The 19,387-nt window shown below is 71.2% G+C and carries 22 protein-coding genes; 16 read left to right on the top strand and 6 right to left on the bottom strand.

Annotation, left to right across the window (positions count from 1 at the left end; translation table 11 throughout):
* The first annotated feature begins 47 nt into the window (after nt 1-47).
* The 8 genes from AC5RV6_RS11430 (at nt 48) to AC5RV6_RS11395 (ending at nt 6,186) form a co-directional block, all read left to right on the top strand.
* A complete protein-coding gene (locus AC5RV6_RS11430; protein ID WP_494007451.1) occupies nt 48-428 on the top strand; it encodes a LysM peptidoglycan-binding domain-containing protein in 381 nt (126 codons plus the stop codon).
* A gap of 148 nt (nt 429-576) precedes the next feature.
* Entirely contained in the window at nt 577-1,713 is a 1,137-nt protein-coding gene (locus AC5RV6_RS11425) for a histidinol-phosphate transaminase (protein WP_494007450.1), read from the top strand.
* A 37-nt stretch (nt 1,714-1,750) separates the two neighbouring features.
* Nucleotides 1,751-2,368, top strand: coding sequence for an imidazoleglycerol-phosphate dehydratase HisB (hisB, locus tag AC5RV6_RS11420; protein ID WP_494007449.1), 618 nt, complete (start codon nt 1,751-1,753; stop codon nt 2,366-2,368).
* The gene (gene hisH, locus AC5RV6_RS11415; protein ID WP_494007448.1) at nt 2,365-3,003 is read left to right on the top strand and encodes an imidazole glycerol phosphate synthase subunit HisH; all 639 of its coding nucleotides are present in this window, start codon (nt 2,365-2,367) and stop codon (nt 3,001-3,003) included. The genes hisB and hisH overlap by 4 nt, the downstream gene beginning before the upstream one ends.
* A 4-nt stretch (nt 3,004-3,007) precedes the next feature.
* On the top strand, nt 3,008-3,166 hold the full coding sequence (locus tag AC5RV6_RS11410) for a hypothetical protein (protein WP_494007447.1): 159 nt from the start codon (nt 3,008-3,010) through the stop codon (nt 3,164-3,166).
* A gap of 67 nt (nt 3,167-3,233) precedes the next feature.
* Complete coding sequence (priA, locus tag AC5RV6_RS11405) at nt 3,234-3,989, top strand: bifunctional 1-(5-phosphoribosyl)-5-((5-phosphoribosylamino)methylideneamino)imidazole-4-carboxamide isomerase/phosphoribosylanthranilate isomerase PriA (RefSeq protein ID WP_494007446.1); 756 nt, start codon at nt 3,234-3,236, stop codon at nt 3,987-3,989.
* Nucleotides 3,990-3,992: 3 nt separating this feature from the next.
* Entirely contained in the window at nt 3,993-4,841 is an 849-nt protein-coding gene (locus AC5RV6_RS11400) for an SseB family protein (protein ID WP_494007445.1), read from the top strand.
* 34 nt (nt 4,842-4,875) lie between these two features.
* Entirely contained in the window at nt 4,876-6,186 is a 1,311-nt protein-coding gene (locus AC5RV6_RS11395; RefSeq protein ID WP_494007444.1) for an MFS transporter, read from the top strand.
* Between the two features lie 85 nt (nt 6,187-6,271).
* Here the strand turns inward: AC5RV6_RS11395 and AC5RV6_RS11390 are convergent, their stop codons facing one another.
* On the bottom strand, nt 6,272-6,721 hold the full coding sequence (locus tag AC5RV6_RS11390; RefSeq protein WP_494007443.1) for a DUF1844 domain-containing protein: 450 nt from the start codon (nt 6,719-6,721) through the stop codon (nt 6,272-6,274).
* 314 nt (nt 6,722-7,035) lie between these two features.
* Here AC5RV6_RS11390 and infC point away from each other — a divergent pair, with 314 nt between their 5' ends.
* The 4 genes from infC (at nt 7,036) to AC5RV6_RS11370 (ending at nt 10,056) form a co-directional block, all read left to right on the top strand.
* On the top strand, nt 7,036-8,049 hold the full coding sequence (gene infC / locus AC5RV6_RS11385; RefSeq protein WP_494008073.1) for a translation initiation factor IF-3: 1,014 nt from the start codon (nt 7,036-7,038) through the stop codon (nt 8,047-8,049).
* Nucleotides 8,050-8,162: 113 nt separating this feature from the next.
* A complete protein-coding gene (gene rpmI, locus AC5RV6_RS11380; RefSeq protein WP_494007442.1) occupies nt 8,163-8,357 on the top strand; it encodes a 50S ribosomal protein L35 in 195 nt (64 codons plus the stop codon).
* Nucleotides 8,358-8,463: 106 nt separating this feature from the next.
* Nucleotides 8,464-9,102 (top strand): 50S ribosomal protein L20, sunset domain variant, encoded by a 639-nt coding sequence (gene rplT, locus AC5RV6_RS11375; RefSeq protein WP_494007441.1) that lies wholly within the window; start codon nt 8,464-8,466, stop codon nt 9,100-9,102.
* A gap of 12 nt (nt 9,103-9,114) precedes the next feature.
* Nucleotides 9,115-10,056, top strand: a complete 942-nt coding sequence (locus tag AC5RV6_RS11370; protein ID WP_494007440.1) for a TrmH family RNA methyltransferase — start codon at nt 9,115-9,117, stop codon at nt 10,054-10,056.
* A gap of 91 nt (nt 10,057-10,147) precedes the next feature.
* Here AC5RV6_RS11370 and AC5RV6_RS11365 read toward each other — a convergent pair whose 3' ends face one another.
* Entirely contained in the window at nt 10,148-11,398 is a 1,251-nt protein-coding gene (locus AC5RV6_RS11365) for an MFS transporter (protein ID WP_494007439.1), read from the bottom strand.
* A 232-nt stretch (nt 11,399-11,630) separates the two neighbouring features.
* Between AC5RV6_RS11365 and AC5RV6_RS11360 the strand changes: the two genes are divergently transcribed.
* Together AC5RV6_RS11360 and AC5RV6_RS11355 are read left to right on the top strand one after the other, a co-directional pair.
* Nucleotides 11,631-12,431: a putative protein N(5)-glutamine methyltransferase gene (locus AC5RV6_RS11360; RefSeq protein WP_494007438.1), complete on the top strand. Its 801-nt coding sequence runs from the start codon at nt 11,631-11,633 to the stop codon at nt 12,429-12,431.
* 75 nt (nt 12,432-12,506) lie between these two features.
* Nucleotides 12,507-12,974 (top strand): (deoxy)nucleoside triphosphate pyrophosphohydrolase, encoded by a 468-nt coding sequence (locus AC5RV6_RS11355; RefSeq protein ID WP_494007437.1) that lies wholly within the window; start codon nt 12,507-12,509, stop codon nt 12,972-12,974.
* Nucleotides 12,975-13,001: 27 nt separating this feature from the next.
* Here the strand turns inward: AC5RV6_RS11355 and AC5RV6_RS11350 are convergent, their stop codons facing one another.
* The 4 genes from AC5RV6_RS11350 to AC5RV6_RS11335 form a co-directional block, all read right to left on the bottom strand.
* Nucleotides 13,002-13,493, bottom strand: coding sequence for an SRPBCC family protein (locus AC5RV6_RS11350; protein WP_494007436.1), 492 nt, complete (start codon nt 13,491-13,493; stop codon nt 13,002-13,004).
* A complete protein-coding gene (locus tag AC5RV6_RS11345; protein ID WP_494007435.1) occupies nt 13,490-13,840 on the bottom strand; it encodes an ArsR/SmtB family transcription factor in 351 nt (116 codons plus the stop codon). The genes AC5RV6_RS11350 and AC5RV6_RS11345 overlap by 4 nt, the downstream gene beginning before the upstream one ends.
* Nucleotides 13,841-13,968: 128 nt before the next feature.
* Nucleotides 13,969-15,054, bottom strand: coding sequence for an Rv2578c family radical SAM protein (locus AC5RV6_RS11340; protein ID WP_494007434.1), 1,086 nt, complete (start codon nt 15,052-15,054; stop codon nt 13,969-13,971).
* 36 nt (nt 15,055-15,090) lie between these two features.
* Nucleotides 15,091-15,510 carry a hypothetical protein gene (locus AC5RV6_RS11335; RefSeq protein ID WP_494007433.1) on the bottom strand — a complete coding sequence of 140 codons (420 nt, stop codon included), beginning with the start codon at nt 15,508-15,510 and terminating at the stop codon, nt 15,091-15,093.
* A 165-nt stretch (nt 15,511-15,675) separates the two neighbouring features.
* On the opposite strand from AC5RV6_RS11335, the gene pheS reads away from it, so the two are divergent.
* Nucleotides 15,676-16,755 carry a phenylalanine--tRNA ligase subunit alpha gene (gene pheS / locus AC5RV6_RS11330; RefSeq protein ID WP_494007432.1) on the top strand — a complete coding sequence of 360 codons (1,080 nt, stop codon included), beginning with the start codon at nt 15,676-15,678 and terminating at the stop codon, nt 16,753-16,755.
* Nucleotides 16,756-19,296 (top strand): phenylalanine--tRNA ligase subunit beta, encoded by a 2,541-nt coding sequence (gene pheT, locus AC5RV6_RS11325; RefSeq protein WP_494007431.1) that lies wholly within the window; start codon nt 16,756-16,758, stop codon nt 19,294-19,296.
* The last annotated feature ends 91 nt before the right edge of the window (nt 19,297-19,387 follow it).

Raw genomic sequence — 19,387 nt, 5'->3', positions numbered from 1 at the left:
CCGCACCGCCCGAGCCTGATGGGCCCCGCGGTTCGGAAAGGAAAACCATGTCACTCGCACTTCAGCCCGGCCTGTCCGCCGCGTCCGCCACCCCGTCCTCCGCTTCGGGTCCCGCGTCCCCGCTGCGCCTCACCCGCCGCGGCCGCCTGGTCCTGGTGGGCCTGCCGCTCATGCTGGTCACCGCAGCCCTGATCTTCCTGGCCGCCTTCTTCACCGCCCCCGCGATCGCCGGCAGCGAGACACAGGATCCGGCCGCCCACACGCTGCAGGTCAGCGTGGAAACCGGTGAGTCGCTGTGGGGGCTGGCGGACCGATACGTCCCGGACCGTGACCCGCGCGCCGTCGTCGCCGACATCATGGAGCTGAACAACCTGCAGGAAGCCACCATCCCGGCCGGCGCGCAGCTTTACGTCCCGGTCTCGCGCTGAGCGGCCGGACCACCGCCTGCACCTGCCCCTGTACCTGCCGCTGCTTCTGCCCCCGGGGCCTGCGGCGCGTGAGCCGCTGCAGCCGCAGGGCCGTAACCCCCCGCCCCGGGATTCTCCCCAGCAGTGCCTGCGGACTTAAGCTGGACGGGTGACTGAACAGCTGGACAAACTCAACCGCCTTCCGCTCCGCGACGATCTCCGCGGCCTTTCGCCCTACGGCGCTCCGCAGCTGGAAGTACCCGTCCTGCTGAACGTCAATGAGAACACCCACGGCCTGCCCGCACATGTGCGCGACGCCATCGTGGCCGCCGTCTCCGAAGCAGCGGTGGGCCTCAACCGGTACCCCGACCGCGAGTTCACCGAACTGCGGGACCGCCTGGCCGCTTATCTGGGCCACGGACTGAGCCGCGACAACATCTGGGCGGCGAACGGCTCCAACGAGGTCCTGCAGCAGATCCTCCAGGCCTTCGGCGGACCGGGCCGGACCGCCATGAGCTTCCCGCCCACGTATTCCATGTACCCGCTGCTGGCCAGCGGCACCGGCACCACCTACCTGTCCGGGAAGCGCACCGAAGACTTCACCCTCTCCGCCGAGTCGGCGGCCGGGCAGGTCCGTGACGCCGCGCCGAACATTGTCTTCCTCTGTTCGCCGAACAACCCGACCGGCACGGCGCTGGGCCTGGACGTCGTCGAAGCCGTCTACGAGGCGGGCCGGGCAAGCAACGCCATCGTGATCGTCGACGAGGCCTACGCGGAGTTCTCCCACACGGGCACGCCCAGCGCGCTGGAACTGCTGCCCGGGCGCGAACGGCTGATCGTCTCGCGCACCATGAGCAAGGCCTTCGCCCTCGCCGGCGCCCGCATCGGCTACCTGGCCGCAGCGCCGGAAATCACCGACGCGCTGCGCCTGGTCCGCCTGCCCTACCACCTCTCGGCCCTGACCCAGGCCACCGCCAACGCCGCCCTCGCCCATGCAGATGCGCTGCTGGCCAACGTCGAGGACATCAAGGGACAGCGCGACCGCATCGTCGACGAACTGACGGCGCTGGGGCTCACGCCCGCCCCGTCCGACTCCAACTTCGTCTTCTTCGGCGGCCTGGCCGAGCCGCACCGCATCTGGCAGGGACTGCTGGAGGCCGGAGTGCTGATCCGCGACGTCGGCATTCCCGGCCACCTGCGCGTCACCGCCGGAACCGAAGCGGAAACCACCGCCTTCCTCGACGCCCTGCGTGCCCTGCTTGCCCAGGACGACGCCGGCCGGTCCGGCGTCCGCGCCGCGCACTAGACTGGTTCTCAGCCCCTACCGACTTCGAAGGACTTTCATGACCGTGGAGACCACCACCGGACGCACCGCCCGGCTCGAACGCAGCACCAGCGAGTCGTCGGTCGTCGTGGAGCTGGACCTGGACGGCACCGGCCGCTCCAACATCAGCACGTCCGTGCCGTTCTACGACCACATGCTCACGGCACTGGCCAAGCACTCCCTGATCGACCTCACGGTCCAGGCCACCGGGGACACCCACATCGACGTCCACCACACCGTTGAGGACGTCGCCATCACCCTGGGCGAGGCCCTGCGCCGGGCGCTCGGCACCAAGGCCGGCATCCGCCGCTTCGGCGAGGCCACCGTCCCACTCGACGAGGCGCTGGCGAACGCCGTCGTCGACATCTCCGGCCGCCCCTACCTGGTGCACTCCGGCGAGCCCGCAGGGCAGGAGTACCACCTGATCGGCGGCCACTTCACCGGCTCGCTGACCCGCCACGTGTTCGAGGCGATCACCCTCCACGCACAGATCTGCCTGCACATGACCGTGCTCGGCGGCCGCGACCCGCACCACATCGTCGAAGCCCAGTTCAAGGCCTTCGCGCGCGCCCTGCGCGCCGCCGTCGAGCCTGATCCGCGGGTCGAGGGCATCCCCTCCACCAAGGGCGCGCTGTGAGCACCCGCAACGTCACCGTCCTGGACTACGGATCCGGGAACATCCACTCCGCCGTCCGCGCCCTGGAGCGCACCGGCGCGAACGTCACGCTCAGCGCCAAGCCCGACGACGTCCTGAACGCCGACGGGCTCGTCGTTCCAGGCGTCGGGGCGTTCGCCGCGGTGATGCAGGGCCTGAAGGACGTCGACGGCATCCGGATGATCGGCCGCCGCGTCGCCGGAGGCCGGCCCGTCCTGGGCATCTGCGTGGGCCTGCAGGTCCTCTTCGAGGAAGGCGTGGAGCACGGGGTCCGCACCCCGGGCATGGGGGAGTGGCCGGGCACGGTCGAGCGGCTCGCCGCCGACGTCGTGCCGCACATGGGCTGGAACAACGTCACGGTGCCCGAAGGGTCCAAGCTGTTCGCCGGCATCGAGGACGAACGGTTCTACTTCGTGCACAGCTACGGGGTGCAGAAGTGGGACTTCGACGTCACCCAGCCGGCCATGCGCCCGCCGCTGGTCACCTGGTCCGAGCACGGCGGCCCGTTTGTCGCCGCCGTGGAAAACGGGCCGCTGTCCGCCACCCAGTTCCATCCGGAGAAGTCCGGCGACGCCGGGGCTGCCCTGCTGGACAACTGGATCAAGACGCTGGGCTGACGCCATGTGGAGCATCATCCTGATGGGCCTGGCCGGGCTGCTGATCGGCGGCGCCATTTCCTTCCGCGCCCAGGGCTTTTCCAAGCTCATATCAATCAGCTTCTGGGTGCTGGCCGGCATGGCCCTGCTGGCCGCCTACTTCCTGACCCTCGACCTCGCCTGACCGCCGGGTCCGCCAACCACCCCGCCGGGCACCCTCCGGGCCGCCGGCACCGTATCGAAAGAGAACGATGAGCCTTTCCGACACCCCCATCCTCGAACTGCTGCCCGCCGTCGACGTCGCCGACGGGCAGGCCGTGCGCCTGGTCCAGGGCGAGGCCGGCAGCGAGACCAGCTACGGCGACCCGCTGGACGCGGCCATGGCCTGGCAGAACGACGGCGCGGAATGGGTCCACCTGGTGGATCTGGATGCAGCCTTCGGCCGCGGCTCCAACCTGCCGCTGCTCAAGCGCGTGGTGGAGAAGCTGGACATCAAGGTGGAGCTTTCCGGCGGCATCCGCGACGACGAGTCCCTGGAGAAGGCCCTCGAGCTCGGCGCCCGCCGCGTGAACCTGGGCACCGCCGCCCTGGAGAACCCCAGCTGGACCGCCAGCGCCATCGCCCGCTACGGGGACGCGATCGCCGTCGGCCTCGACGTCCGCGGCACCACCCTGGCCGCCCGCGGCTGGACCCGCGACGGCGGCGACCTGTGGGAGGTCCTGGCCCGCCTGGAGGACGCCGGCTGCTCCCGCTACGTGGTCACCGACGTCACCAAGGACGGCACCCTGCGCGGCCCCAACCTCGAACTGCTCCGTGAGGTGCTGCAGCGCACCGAACGCCCCGTCGTCGCCAGCGGCGGCATCTCCAACCTCGACGACCTCGCCGCCCTGCGCGAGCTCGTTCCCCTGGGCCTGGAAGGCGCCATCGTCGGCAAGGCGCTCTACGCCGGCGCCTTCACCCTGCCGCAGGCGCTCGACGTCGCCGGCCGTTCGCGGAGCCAGGCCTAGGCCATGGCTGAGCGCGCCCTGCCCGGACACATTGCCGCCGCCCTGGCCGCAGCCGGCGGGCCGACGGACTCCGCCGGCCAGCCCTGGTCGGGGCGCGACCTCAGCGGCGACGGGAACCCGCTGCACAACTTCGACCAGGACGACGGCGCCGCCGACGCCGGCTACCTGGCCGCCGTCGCCGACCTCGCCGCCGGCACCGGCTCGGAAGCTGCGGTGGTCGCGGCGCTGGCCACCGCGCGGCTGTTCGTGCCCATCGTCGCCACGCTCGGCGAGGAGGCCGAGGGCCACGACGGCCTGACCTCCGACAAGCAGGCCGACATGGCGCTGGTGACCCTCACCGCACCGGACGGTCGCAAGGCCCTTCCGGCCTTCACCTCCGTGGACGCGCTGCAGCGCTGGCACCCCGAAGCCCGGCCGGTCGCCGCGTACACGGCCCGCGCCGCGCTGTCCGCCGTGTCCGAAGAGGCGCAGCTGATGGTGCTGGATCCGGGCGGGGATGTGACCTTCGTCGTCCGCCGCCCGGCGCTCTGGGCCCTGGCGCAGCAGAAGCCGTGGACGCCGTCGTACGCGGACCCGCAGCTCGCCGAAACAGTGGGCGCGCTGGCCGCGGAGGAGCCGGCCGTGCTGGACGTCCGCCTCACGGCGGGCCCCGGAACGGCGAGCCGCACGGCAGCGGGTACAGTAATCCCGGGCGGCGGCAGCGGGCCCGAGCTGAGGCTGATCCTCCGGCTCACGCCCGGCCTGGACGCGGACGCGGTGCGCAGCATCGCCGGAACGCTCCAGCAGCGGCTGGCCTCCCATCCCGATTTCGTTGAGCGCGTTGATTCACTCGAACTGAAACTCACGCGCTGACCCCAGGCGGCAGTGCCGCCAGGAAAGACGTGCCGTGAACTTCAAACTGTATGGGCAGCTGCTGCGCCATGCCCCGATCCGCTGGGTCCTCCTGGTGGGAATGATCGCCCGCTTCCCGCACTCAGCGGCCGGCGTGCTGCTGACCCTGCACATCGTCATGACGATGGACCGCGGCTACGCCGAAGCCGGCGTCGTCGCGGCCCTGGTCACCATCGGCATCGCCGTGGGAGCGCCGTGGCGCGGACGGCGGGTGGACACCGTCGGCCTGCGCCGGGCCCTGATCCCCTCGGTCATCTCCGAAGCCGTGATCTGGTCCGTCGTGCCGCACGTGAGCTACCAGTGGGTGCTGGTGCTGGCCCTGGTGGGCGGCCTGTTCACGCTGCCGGTGTTCTCCGTGGTGCGGCAGGCCCTCGGGGTGCTGGCCGAAGGGGAGCAGCGGCGCACGGCGTTCGCCGTGGACTCGATCGCCACGGAGCTGGTCTTCATGATGGGTCCGGCGCTGGGCGCGGTCATCGCCACCCAGGTCTCCTCCGCCCTCGGCCTGACCCTCGTGGGACTCTGCACCGCTGCGGCGGGCCTGCTGCTGATGTGGTTCAACCCGCCCACCCGCAGTCCGGCGGCAATGACCGCGGTGGAGGAGGCCGACGACCAGGACGCCGCCGCGGCCGCCGTCGTCGCCTCCGCCCCCGCGTCGATCGGGGAGGCCAGCGCGGAGCTGGCGCTGAGCGGCGAACGGCGTCCGGGCCTTCGCGGCCGGGTCCGATCCGCGCTGCCGGCGGGCCTGTCCTGGGTGACCGTCAGCGTCGTCGTGGTCTTCACGGTGGCGGCGGGCGCCGGGCTGCTCCTGTCGGCGACCGACGTCGGGATCGTGGCCCTGCTCGAAGGCACCGGGCACTCCGGCCAGCTCGGGCTCGTCTTCGCCTGCTGGTGCGCCGCCTCGGCGATCGGCGGCATCCTCTACGGCGCCATGAACCGCCGGATTCCGCCCATGCTGCTGCTGCTGGCGATGGCGGTGCTCACCATTCCGATGTCCTTCGCCACCGACACGCTCAGCCTGGCGCTGCTCTCGATTGCTCCCGGGCTGCTCTGCGCCCCGGTGCTCTCCTCCGCGTCGGAGCGGGTGGCGGACCTGGTCTCCGAGGAGCGCCGTGGAGAGGCCATGGGCTGGTACGGCTCCGCGCTCACCTCGGGCACCGCCCTGGGCGCCCCGGCCACCGGCCTGGCGATCGACGCGATCGGCCCGTGGGCCGGCTTTTCCTTCGCCGGCGGCCTGGTGGTCCTCATGGGCTGCCTGGTGCTGACGGTGCGCGCCGTCGTGCACCGTCGGGCCGCCGCCGTGCGCTAGCCGACGCGGGGCCGGTCACCTGGGTTAAGCAGCGCTGCCGCCGCCCGGCGGGCGGCGGCAGCGGATGCCGGAACGGTGAAGCGGGTCAGTTGACCGGGCCGGTGAACTTCTCGCCCGGGCCCTTGCCCGGAGCATCCTGGATGACCGAGGCTTCGCGGAAGGCCAGCTGGAGGGAGCGCAGGCCGTCACGCAACGGGCCGGCGTGCTGGCTGCCGATCTCGGGTGCCGCGGCGGTGACCAAGCCGGCCAGCGCGGTGATCAGCTTGCGGGCCTCGTCGAGGTCCTTGAGCTCTTCGGCGTCCGGGCCTTCGGCCAGGCCGCACTTGACGGCCGCCGCGCTCATGAGGTGGACGGCGGTGGTGGTGATGACTTCGACGGCGGCCACCTCGGCGATGTCGCGCATCTGCTCGGCGACGGCGCGCTCAGCCGCTGCCTGCTCGGCGGCTTCGCGGGCTGCATCGCCGGCCGGCTCCGAGGTTTCGGGGAAGGCATGGCGGGAGGATCCGCCTGCCGGATTGCTCTGTGGGGTACTCATACTGGTAAGCTTGTCACAGACCAGCCGATCGTCGGTATTTTCGGGTGCCCCTGCGGGCATCGGAGACCGGCGGCCGGTTTGCAAGCGGAGACTCCTCCCACCCGCGTCAGCCCGAGCCGTTTCGGCCGGAGTTGCCGGGTTCAGGTCGGCCCTGCGGCCAGCGTCACGGCGAACCAGCGTTCGCCTTTGAAGCGCCGCGGGTAGGCACCGTCAGGGACGGCGCAGCCGATCAGAGGCCTCCGATTGCGCGTGCAATTTGGAGGCCTTCTTCATTTGCAGGCGGCTGCCGTACCCAGACAAACAGGAGCTGAAACATTAGCGAGCCAAGAATCAATGATCGCATCCGCGTCCCCGAGGTGCGGCTGGTAGGGCCGGCCGGCGAACAGGTGGGAGTGGTGCGTATTGAAGACGCCCTGCGCCTTGCAGCCGAGTCCGATCTGGATCTTGTCGAGGTGGCGCCGCAGGCCAAGCCGCCGGTTTGCAAACTAATGGACTACGGCAAGTACAAGTACGAAGCCGCCGTCAAGGCCCGTGAGGCCCGGAAGAACCAGACCAACACGGTGCTGAAGGAAATCCGGTTCCGCCTCAAGATCGACACCCACGACTACGAGACGAAGCGCGGCCACGCGATCCGCTTCCTCGCCGCCGGGGACAAGGTCAAGGCCATGATCCAGTTCCGCGGCCGTGAGCAGCAGCGCCCCGAAATGGGCATCCGGCTGCTCCAGAAGTTCGCCGATGACGTGGCCGAGGTCGGCGTCGTGGAGTCCGCTCCGCGCATCGACGGACGCAACATGGTCATGGTGATCGGACCGCTGAAGAACAAGGCGGAGGCCAAGGCCGAAGCCCGTCGTACTGCCCAGAAGGAAGAGGCCAAGAGCGGCCGCGCGTCCCGCGTCGACACCTCCGGTGCCGAAGCTCCCATGACGCAGAGCCTGGCCGACCTGATCCCGGGCGGCCTGCGCCTGGGCACCGGCAGCGGCGAAGCGCCGCAGCGTCCCGCAGCCTCGGCCCCGGCCCAGGCACCCGCGGCGGCGCAGGCACCGGCACGGACCGAAGCCGAGCGGAGCACCACCAGCGCCGCGCGGACCGAGTCCGCCGCGAAGGCGCCGGCTCCCCGCGCGGCAGCGCCGAAGGCTGCTCCGGCCCCGCGGCCGGCGGCGGACGCGGCCCCGGCACCCGCTCCGAAGCCGATGCCGGCTCCGAAGCCCACCGCGATGCCCAAGCCTACGGCCATGAAGCCGGCCCCGCGCCCCAAGCCGCAGGGCGCACCCAAGCCCGGTGGCCGACCCGCCCCGCGCAGCCAGAGCAAGCCGGACGCCGCGGAGTAACACCCGCGCTGCTCCGCCGGCCCAGCCTGGCAGTTCAGTAAACCCTGACGCCCCTCCCAGGGCGTTCAAAGCCCCGCGGTCCGCCGCGGAAACCATTAAGGAGATCGGTTCCCATGCCGAAGATGAAGACCCACAGCGGCGCCAAGAAGCGTTTCAAGCTCACCGGTTCCGGCAAGCTCAAGCGCCAGCAGGCCAACCGCCGTCACTACCTGGAGCACAAGTCCAGCACCCTGACCCGCCGCCTGGCCTCCGACCAGATCGTCGCCCCGGCGGACGCCAAGGTCATCAAGAAGATGCTGGGCAAGTAAGCCCTTCTTCCTTCGGCGGCGGAAGCCGCCACCCACTAATCACCATTCGTTCCCGCCCGCGGCCCTGCCGTGAGAGGTCCGGGAACAGCAGATAAGGAGTACGCACGTGGCACGTGTGAAGCGGGCGATCAACGCCCAGAAGAAGCGCCGGGTAATTCTTGAGCGCGCCAAGGGCTACCGGGGCCAGCGTTCGCGCCTGGTCCGTAAGGCCAAGGAGCAGCTGCTGCACTCGTACGTGTACAGCTACAACGACCGCCGCAAGCGCAAGGGTGACTTCCGCCGCCTGTGGATCCAGCGCATCAACGCTGCCTCCCGCGCCAACGGCCTGACCTACAACCGCCTGATCCAGGGCCTGAAGGCCGCTGAGGTCGAGGTCGACCGCCGCATGCTGGCAGAGCTGGCCGTCAACGACGCCAACGCTTTCGCCACCCTGGTCCAGGTTGCCAAGGACGCCCTGCCCGCCGACACCTCGGCCAAGGCCGCTCCGGCCGCCGCTGCTGCCGTCGCCGCACCGGCTCCGAAGACCGCTGCCGCTCCCGCTGCTGACGCCGGCTTCAAGGCCTCCGAGGGCGAGGCTCCCGAGGGCTACGTCATCAAGGGTGCCGCCACCGGCAAGTACCACGTTCCGGGCTCCACCTGGTACGAGCAGACCGTTGCCGAGTACTGGTTCAACTCCGTTGAGGCCGCCAAGGCCGCCGGCCTGGAGCCGGCAGGCGGCGAAGCCCGCCAGAAGTTCCAGGGCTAAGTCCTCGAACGCATGAGCATCGACGGGCGCCCGCAGGCTCCGCTGCTTTCCAACCCCCGGGCTGACCGGGTGAAGGAGGTGGCGCGGCTTGCCGGGCGCCCGTCGCGCTTAAAGACCGGCACCTTCCTGGCCGAAGGGCCGCAGGCCGTCCGCGAGGCGCTGTCCGCGCACCGCGCGGCCGTGGCCGCCGGCGGCCCGGCCGTCGTCGCCCAGGTCTACGCGACCGGGGCCTGCCTGGACCGGCTGCCCGAACTGGAGGACCTGGCGCGCGGCGTGCCGCTGCGCCTGGCCACCGACGAGGTCCTCGCCGCCATGGCCGATACCGTCAACCCGCAGGGCATCGTGGCGGTCTGCCACATCCCTGCGCCGCGGCTCGAGGACGTGCTCGACGCCGGTGCCCGCCTGATCGCCGTCCTGTGCGAAGTGCGGGACCCGGGCAATGCCGGCACCATCCTCCGCGCGGCCGACTCCGCCGGCGCGGACGCCGTCGTGCTCACGCGCAGCAGCGTCGACATCCACAATCCCAAGGCCGTGCGGTCCACCGCCGGCTCCCTGTTCCACCTTCCGGTGATCACCGGCCAGGACTTTGACGACCTGGCCGTGCAGCTGCGCGGGCGCGGCATCACCCTTCTGGCCGCTGACGGTTACGGCAGCGCCGACCTCGACGTCCTGCAGGACGAAGCCGCGCTCCGCCGGCTCGTGCCCGGTGACGCCGGCTCCGGACCCAACGCCGGCACCGCGGATCCGGCCGGCACCGCGCCGGCCCCGGGTCCCCGGCTTGAGGACGCCACCGCCTGGCTGTTCGGCAACGAGGCCCAGGGCCTGTCCGACGCCGAGTTGGCAGCCGCGGACCACCGCGTCGCCGTACCCATATACGGCGAGGCGGAAAGCCTCAACGTGGGTACCGCCGCAACCGTGTGCCTCTACGCCTCAGCCCGCGCTCAGCGGCGCTAGCGCCCGCCCGGCACCCGCCGTCGGGTGCCGCTTCGGTGGATTCACCCCCGGCGCTGCCACAAGCCTGAGGCCCGCCCCGCCCCGCGGACGTTCAGCGGGCGGACGGCCCTTCAGCCGCCGCCTGCCCCGCCGCTTCGGGGGCGCGTGACCGGCGGCGCTCCAGCAGTCCGCTGAACAGCGCCACGGCCAGGCCCATGACCGCCAGGCCGGCTCCCACCAGCGCCGGTGACCGGTATCCCCAGCCCCAGGCAATGACGACGCCGCCCACGAACGCACCCAGCGCGTTGGCCATGTTCAGGGCCGCGTGGTTCAGCGACGAGGCCAGCGACTGCGCTCCGGGGGAGACATCCAGCAGCCGGGTCTGCAGCGGGGGCACCAGCATGGATCCGATCAGCCCGACCAGGAAGACGAAGACCAGCGCGGGGATCCGGTACTGCACCAGCCACGCATAGCCGAGCAGGATGATCACCGTCGCGGCCAGGATGGCGTAGATGCTGCCCAGCACGTTGCGGTCGGCAACCCAGCCGCCGATCACGTTGCCCGCCACCTGGCCGACGCCGTAGAGGCCCACGATGAGCGGAAGCACCGACGTCGGGAAGCCGGCCAGGTCCGTCATGGTGGGGGAGATGTAGGTGTAGACGGCGAAGAAGCCGCCGAAGCCGACGGTGCCGATCAGCAGGGCCAGCCAGACCTGGACCCGGCGCAGCGCCCCGAGCTCGCGGCGGATGCTCGCGTCCGGATGCGCCGCCTCGTAGGGAATCCTGCGCGCGGTGAGCACGACGGTGAGCGCGCCAAGCACGGCGACCACCACGAACATCCAGCGCCAGCCGGCGGTCTGTCCCAGCCAGGTGGCGGCGGGAACGCCGATGACGTTGGCGATGCTCAGGCCCAGCATCACCATCGAGATGGCCTGGGCACGTTTGGTGGGAATCACCAGGGAAGCAGCGATGACGGCCGCGACCCCGAAGAACGCCCCGTGCGGGAGCCCGGAGATGAACCGGGTGACCAGCAGCCAGCCGTAGTCCGGCGCGAAGAACGAGGACAGGTTGCCGAGGGTGAACAGCATCATGAGCCCCACGGCCAGGCTCTTCCGGGGCAGGCGGGCCCCAAGAGCGGCCAGCAGCGGCGCGCCGACGACGACGCCCAGGGCGTAGGCGGAGATCACGGCGCCGCCTTCGGGGACCGATACCCCGAGGTCGGCCACCATCTCCTGCAGCAGGCCCATGATGGCAAACTCCGTGGTGCCGATGGCGAACCCGCCGACGGCCAGGGCGAAGATGGCAAGGCGGACGCCGGCCGGAGAGGATGCGGGGCGGGGCAAGGTCGGTGCAGGGCGGGACATGGCTTCTTTCACGGTCGGCGGCCCTGCGGGCAGGGCAGGGCCGGGCACCGTCAGGGGAAGGGGAGGACAGTGCGGCTCCGCTGCCGTCGCTGCATGAACCAGCCTAGCGGAGGCGTGCCGACCGGACGGAACCGGTGCCGGACGGAGCCTGCAGCTTCGACGGCGGCCTGGAAGCGGCACCAAAGGGCTCGTGACCTTGTGCTGCACGCCCGGCCCGGGTAGCTGTGTCAGGGTGGAGAACCTGGATCCGGCGTCCCTGACGGCCCGGCTGCGGCGTGCCGGTTGTGTCTTTGCCGAAGAGGAAGCCCGGTTGCTGGCCGGCGAAGCGGCGACCGGAGCTGAGCTTGAGGCAATGCTGGACCGCCGTGCCGGTGGTGAACCGCTGGAGCACATCCTGGGCTGGTGCGCCTTCCTCGGCCTGCGGCCGGCCGTGGCGCCCGGGGTGTTCGTGCCGCGGCGGCGCAGTGAGTTCCTGGCAGAAGGCGCGGTGCGGGCGCTGGCGGGGCGGACCGGCGCGAACCTCGTGGAGCTGTGCTGCGGGACCGGCGCGGTCACCATGGCGGCCATGGCCGGCGCTGCTCCCGGGTGTCTTGCCTCGGTCCACGCGGTGGACATCCTTCCCGCCGCCGTGGCCAGCGCGCGCCGGAACCTTCCCGCCGCCGTCGTCCTGCCGGGCGACCTGTGGCAGGCCCTGCCGGACGGGCTTCGCGGCCGCGTCGATGTCGCCGTCGCCAACGCCCCCTACGTTCCCACGGCCCGCCTGCCCACCCTGCCGCGGGAGGCGCGCGGATATGAACCGGCCCTCACGCACGACGGCGGCCCGGACGGCCTGGCCGTGATCAGGCGGCTGGTGGCCGAGGGGGCGGGCTGGCTTGCCCCGGGGGGTCAGCTGCTGCTCGAATGCGGAGGGCAGCAGGCGTCAACGGTCCGAGCGATGCTGCAGGCGGCGGGCCTGAGTGCCCGGATCACCCGCTGCGCTGCCCGGGAAGCGACCGTGCTCATCGGCACCCGGCCGAGGCGGGCAGGGTCCTGAAGACGTGCCCGTCCCTCCGCCCGGGGACGGCTCCGCGGCTTCGGAGGCCCCTGCCGCCCCGCGTAGACTTCTCGGATGCCCTCCGATGCCTCTCACACCCGGCCCGCCGATCCGACCGACCTCATCCAGGTGGTGGGCGCCGCCATTGTTGACTCCCTTGCCGAGCCGACCATGATGCTGGCGGCCCGCCGCAGCGCTCCGCCGACGCTGGCCGGCCTGTGGGAGTTCCCCGGCGGCAAGGTGGAGCCGGGGGAGGAGTGCGAGGCCGCCCTGGAACGCGAACTGCGCGAGGAGCTGGGGGTCGACGTCGTGCTGGGCCCCGAGGCGCCCGGGCCGACGGCGGCCGGCTGGCTGCTGAACCCGAAGGCGGCCATGCGGGTCTGGCTGGCGGAGATCCGGTCCGGTGAGGCCCGGCCGCTGCAGGACCACGACGAGCTGCGCTGGGTGCCGCTGCGGCGCGCCCAGCTCATCGAACTCGACTGGATTCCCGCGGATTTCCCGATTGTCAACGCGGTCCTGCAGGCCGCCTGCGCCCGGCCCTGACTTTTCGGCGGGCCCGGAGGCCGGCCGTCAGGCCGAGACCAGCAGGCCGTCCATCTGGCCGACAGCCTCCCGGAGGCCCTCCGCCATGCCCATCTCCAGGACCCGCTCCATGTCCTGTCGGGTGGCATAGGCGGTGCTGATGGTCATGGTGGTTCCACGGTCTCCGTTCGGCTTCAGCTCCACGGCGGTCGGCATCACCGGAAGCTCCGTGCTTGGCCGGCCGTCGTCGTCGGCGAATCCATCGTCGAAGGCCAGTGCGACGGGCTCCTCGATGGAGCGCAGGAGCCACCAGCCGCGGGCGACCGAACCGTCGGGGCCGGTCATGTGGTACGTCACTTCCCCTCCGGGGCGGAAGTCGAAGCTGTCCATGGTCGCCGGCCAGGTCGGCGGGCCCCACCAGCGTTCCAGCAGGCGGGGGTCGGCCCAGAGCTGCCAGACGCGCTCCGGCGGTGCCGGCAGCTCCGCCGTCAGCGTGAGGGAGAGGGAATCGTAGTCTTTCTGCACATCGGTGACGCTCATGGGACCTGTCCTTCCTGGGGTTCGGGGCGTGCCCGTTCTTCGTCAGGTGCTGCCCGGCCGTCCGCGAGCAGTGCGCCCATCTGTCCGATGCGCTGCTCCCAAAGGACTGCCAGTTCATCCAAGGCCGTGCGGACGGGGCGGAGCCCGGAGGGCAGCGGGCGCACCAGGTGCTCCCGCCCGTGCCGGTGCTTGCTGACGAGGCCGGCCTGCTCCAGCAGCGCCACGTGCTTTTGCACCGCGGCAAAGCTCAGCGGGTAGTCCCGGGCCAGGGCACTGACCGAATGCTCTGCCTCTCCCACCCGCCGCAGGATATCGCGGCGGGTGGGATCGGCGAGGGCACGGAACAAGCGGTCTAGGCTTTCAGCTGCCCGGTCCATCGCTGCCTCTCCGTCCACACGATCCGGCTCGACTTACAACCAGATGGTTGTAGGTTAGGCTGCCGGCTGGACCCGGACAAGGGCTGCGGGAAGGAAATTCAGAACAGGGTGCCGGTGCCGGTCCGCTGTCCGTCGTCAGCACCGAAGAGCGCGGGGGTAGCCTCGATGCCCTGCTGGTCGGCAGGGCCGGACGGCGCGGCGGCGTTGGCGCCGCTGCTGCGCGGCGGACGGAGGAAGGAGCGCCGCCGGTCAAAGCCGTGCCGGGACTTGAAGTGCCGGACGCGTCCGGTCAGCCACTGCCGGTACTCCTTGGAGGCGTAGCTGCCGCCGGCGTACAGCTCCCGGTAGCGCGGCACCAGGGCGGGGTAGTCGCGCGCCAGGAACGCCATGAACCATTCCCGGGCGCCGGGACGCAGGTGCAGCGCGCCCGCAGTGACGGAGTCCGCCCCCGCCCGGGCCAGCGCGCCGAAGAGAGCGTCAAGGGATTCGTCGCCGTCGGTCAGCCAGGGCAGGATCGGCATGGCCATCACGTTGCAGGCCATGCCGGCATCGGACAGGCGGCGGACCAGGTCCAGGCGCGCCCTGGGGGTGGGGGTGCCGGGCTCCACCCGCCGCGCCAGGTCCGGATCCAGCAGCGCCAGCGAGATCCCCATGCTGACCGGCACCTCGGCCGCCACCGACTTCAGCAGCGGCAGGTCCCGGGCCAGCAGGGTTCCCTTGGTCAGGATGGAGAACGGGGTGCCCGAGTCGGCCAGGGCCCGGATGATGCCCGGCATCAGCTGATAGCGGCCCTCGGCCCGCTGGTAGGGATCGGTGTTGGTGCCCATCGCGACGTGCTCGCGTTGCCAGGACGGCCTGGCCAGCTCCCGGCCCAGCACCTCCGGGGCATTGACCTTGACGACCAGCTGGGAATCGAAGTCCATGCCGGCATCCAGGTCAAGGTAGGTGTGCGTGCGCCGGGCAAAGCAGTACACGCAGGCGTGGGAGCAGCCCCGGTAGGGATTCACCGTCCATCCGAACGGCATGGAGGACGTCTTGGCGACCTTGTTGAGTACCGATTTCGACGCCACTTCGTGGAAGGTGACGCCGGCAAACTCCGGCGTGCGCACGCTGCGGACCAGTCCCTGCAGGGACAGCAGGGCGTCGGTGGTCTCGGCGGTGGTTTCCTGTCCGGCCCATCTCATGCACAGTATTAGAACACATGTTCGAACTGGTGTGCACTACCTGCGTGGAAAAGGACGGCGCAGGGCAGCCGGCTCGGAGTAGCCGCCCTCACGCAGTCCCGCCAGCCGCTCAAAGGGATTGCCGCTGCCCGGATTGCCGGTGCGCAGAACCGACCACGCCGCGGCGGCGAAATACAGGGGGAGGAAGACGGGGCCCAGCAGGGCGTACTGCGTGCTGTGCCGGGACTCATGCACCAGCAGCGGGGAACCCGGTGCCAGCTGCGGTGCCGCGCGCTCCCGGTACAGCACGACGTTGCCCACCGTGAACGCCGCGGCCTTCGGCAGCCGATGCGTCCAGTTCCCGGCCAGCAGCAGCCCCGACGGCCCACGCCGAATCCGGCAACCCGCAGCCCGTGCCAGCAGGACGCCCGCAGGCGTGGAAAGGTTCATCAGGTTCAGTGCCGCCCGCAGATCCATGCCGCCAGCCTAGCCGCGCCGCGGGCCGCGCCGGTCCTTCGCGGTCATGCGGGCCGCAGGGGGAGTCCCGTCCTCTAGACTGGAAGCAGAATCACGGCTCCCGCGCGCCCTCCGCCAGGATCGCGCCGGAGCACCCAACCACCGGGCCGAAACAGGTAACCACCCATGTCGAATTCTCCCGAGGGGACTTCCCCCGAACCCGCCGAGCAGGCACCCAGTCCGCTGGACGAGACAGCGGTAGCGGCCGCCGTCGACGCCGCGCTCGCCGCCATTGCCGGCGCCGCCGACCTCGATGACCTCAAGGAGGTGCGGATTGCCGTCACCGGCGAAAAGTCTCCGCTCTCCCAGGCGAACCGCCAGATCGGCAAGCTGCCCAAGGACCAGAAGGCCGCCGCCGGCAAGCTGATCGGCCCGGCCCGCGGCCGGATCAACCAGGCGCTCGCCGGCCGCACCGTTGAACTTGAAGCCGAGCGCGATGCCCGCATCCTCGTCGAGGAGGCCGTGGACGTCACCGCCGCCCCGCGCCGTCGCCGCATGGGCGGCCGGCATCCGCTGTCCACGCTGCAGGAGCGCGTCAGCGAGATCTTCGGCGGCATGGGCTGGGAAATCGCCGAAGGCCCCGAGGTGGAATCCGAATGGTTCAACTTCGACGCCCTGAACTTCAAGCCGGACCACCCGGCGCGCGAAATGCAGGACACCTTCTTCGTGGAGCCGCCCGAAGCGCACCTGGTGATGCGCACCCACACCTCCCCGGTGCAGGTGCGTTCCATGCTCGAGCGTGAGCTTCCGATCTACGTGCTCTGCCCGGGCAAGGTGTTCCGCACCGACGAGCTCGACGCCACGCACACCCCGGTCTTCCACCAGTTCGAGGGCCTGGCCATCGACAAGGGCCTGACCATGGCCGACCTGGTCGGCACCCTGGAGCACTTCACCCGCGTGCTCTTCGGCGACGAGGCCAAGGTGCGGCTGCGGCCCAACTACTTCCCCTTCACCGAGCCCAGCGCCGAGCTGGACATCTGGCACCCCGGCGCCAAGGGCGGCCCGCGCTGGATCGAGTGGGGCGGCTGCGGCATGGTCAACCCCAACGTGCTGCGCGCCGCCGGCATCGACCCCGAGGTCTACTCGGGTTTCGCCTTCGGCATGGGCATCGAGCGCGCCCTGATGTTCCGCAACGAGGTGGCGGACATGCGCGACATGATTGAAGGCGACGTACGTTTCAGCGAACACTTCGGGATGGAGATCTAAGTGCGAATCCCCCTTTCCTGGCTGCGCGAGTATGCCCAGGTGCCGGCGCAGTCCCGCGCCGAAGACGTCATGGCCGAACTGGTCAAGGTCGGCCTCGAGGAAGAGGACGTGCACCGTCCCGCCGATGAGCTGTCCGGACCCATCGTGGTCGGCCAGGTGCTGAGCCTGGTCAAGGAACCGCAGTCCAACGGCAAGACCATCAACTGGTGCGAGGTCCGCGTGGTGCCCGAGGGCAGCGGGCAGACCCTGACAGGCAAGGGCATCGAGCCCTCCGGCGTGCAGGGCATCGTCTGCGGTGCCCACAACTTCGAGGTCGGGGACAAGGTGGTCGTCACCCTGCCCGGCGCCGTGCTGCCCGGGGACTTCCGGATCAGCCCGCGCAAGACCTACGGCCACGTCTCCGCCGGCATGATCGCCTCGGTGCGTGAACTGGGCATCGGCGATGACCACGACGGCATCCTGGTCCTGTCCCGCATCGGCCTCGATCCCGAGGTCGGCACCGACGCCATGGAACTGCTCGGCCTGTACGACGAGGCGGCGGAAATCAACGTCACCCCGGACCGCGGCTACTGCTTCTCCATCCGCGGCGTCGCCCGTGAGTACGCGCATGCCACCGGCACCGAGTTCACCGACCCGGCCGCCGGCGTCACCGTGCCTGCGGCCGCGGAGCCCGGCTACCCGGTCCGCATCGACGACGCCGCACCCATCTACGGCAAGGCAGGCTGCGACCGGTTCGTGGCCCGCACCGTGCGCGGCATCGATCCGACCCGGCCCACCCCGCCGTGGATGGCCTCGCGCCTGCGCCTGGCCGGGATGCGCTCCATCTCGCTGGTCGTGGACATCTCCAACTACGTGATGCTCGAGCTCGGCCAGCCGCTGCACTTCTACGACCAGGACAAGCTGAGCGGCGACATCGTCGTCCGCCGGGCCGCCCCCGGCGAAACGCTGAAGACCCTTGACGAAAAGGTCCGCACGCTCGATCCCGAGGATCTGCTGATCACCGACGAATCCGGCCCGATCGGCATCGCCGGCGTCATGGGCGGCGCAGCGACCGAGGTCTCCGACGCCACCACCACGGTGCTGATTGAGGCCGCGCACTTCGAGGAAGTGAGCATCGGCCGCTCGCGCCGCCGGCACAAGCTGCCTTCCGAGGCGTCCAAGCGCTTCGAACGCGGTGTGGACTGGAACATTGCCGACGTCGCCGCCCAGCGCGCCGTCGACCTGCTCACCAAGCTCGCCGGCGGCACCGCCGACGACGCCGCAACCGACGTCGGCACTGCGCCGGAGCCGCGGTCCATCGAGCTGGCCGCCGGGTTCCCGGAGCAGCTGATCGGCTACCCGTTCACGACGGAGCAGATCACCGGCACCCTGGAAGCCATCGGCGCCCGCGTCGAGGCGCACGACGGCGGCTACACCGTCACGCCGCCGAGCTGGCGCCCGGACCTGGAAACCCGCGAGGACCTGACCGAGGAGATCATCCGCCTGGTCGGCTACGACAAGATCCCCTCGACGCTGCCCACGGCCCCGCCCGGCCGCGGCCTGACCCGCGTGCAGCAGCAGCGCCGCCGGGTGATGCAGTCACTGGCCGCGTCCGGCCTGACCGAGGTGCTCAGCTACCCGTTCGTCACCGCCGAGGACAACAACACCTTCGGTGCCCCCGTTGAGGGCGAGGTGCCCGCCGTCAAGCTGGCCAACCCGCTCAGCGCCGAATACGGCTGGCTGCGCACCTCGGTGCTGCCCGGCCTGTTTGAGGTGGCCCGGCGCAACATCTCCCGCGGCTTCCGCGACCTGGCGCTCTTCGAATCCGCCATGGTCTTCCTGCCGGGGGAGCAGCTGGGCACCGCGAGCATCCCGCCGCTGGGCGCCAAGCCCGCCGAGGACGTCCTGGACGGCCTGTACGAGGGCATCCCGCACCAGCCGCTGCACCTGGGAGCCGTCTTCACCGGCCACGAGTCCGCCCCCGGAGCGGGTCACGCGCCGCGCGCCTGGGACTGGGCCGACGCCGTCGACACCGCCCGCCTGATCGGCGACACGCTCGGCGTGGAGCTGGTGATCAGCCAGGGCACGCACCAGGCGTTCCACCCGGGGCGCACCGCGAAGCTGTCGCTGCGCAGCGGCGAAACCGTCGGCTACGCGGGCGAGCTGCACCCGAAGCTGCTGGCCGCCCGCGACCTGCCCGCCCGCACCGTGGCGCTGGAGCTGGACCTGGACGGGATGTTCGCCGAGGCGCCGGACGTCATCGTCGCCCGCCCGCTGTCGGCCTTCCCGGCCAGCACGCAGGACGTGGCCCTGGTGGTCGCCGACGACGTTCCCGCCGAACAGGTCCGCGAGGCGCTGCGGGAAGGCGCCGGCGAGCTGCTGGAAGACGTCGCGCTGTTCGATGTCTACGCCGGCACCGGAATCGAGCCCGGCCACAAGTCGCTGGCGTTCGCGCTGCGCTTCCGGGCCCCGGACCGCACGCTGACCGCGGACGAGGCCTCCGAGTCCCGGGCCGCCGCCGTCGCGCTGGCCGCCGAACGGTTCGGAGCCGTGCAGCGCTAGAACCGCTGCGCAGACGCTGACTCAAAGGCCCCGCCGGATTTCTTCCGGCGGGGTCTTTGGCGTCTGCCCTCCGGCGGCGAGATGCTGCGCC

It is taken from the genome of Arthrobacter saudimassiliensis, assembly GCF_059090665.1.
This window is presented reverse-complemented; position numbering and strand designations above follow the sequence as displayed.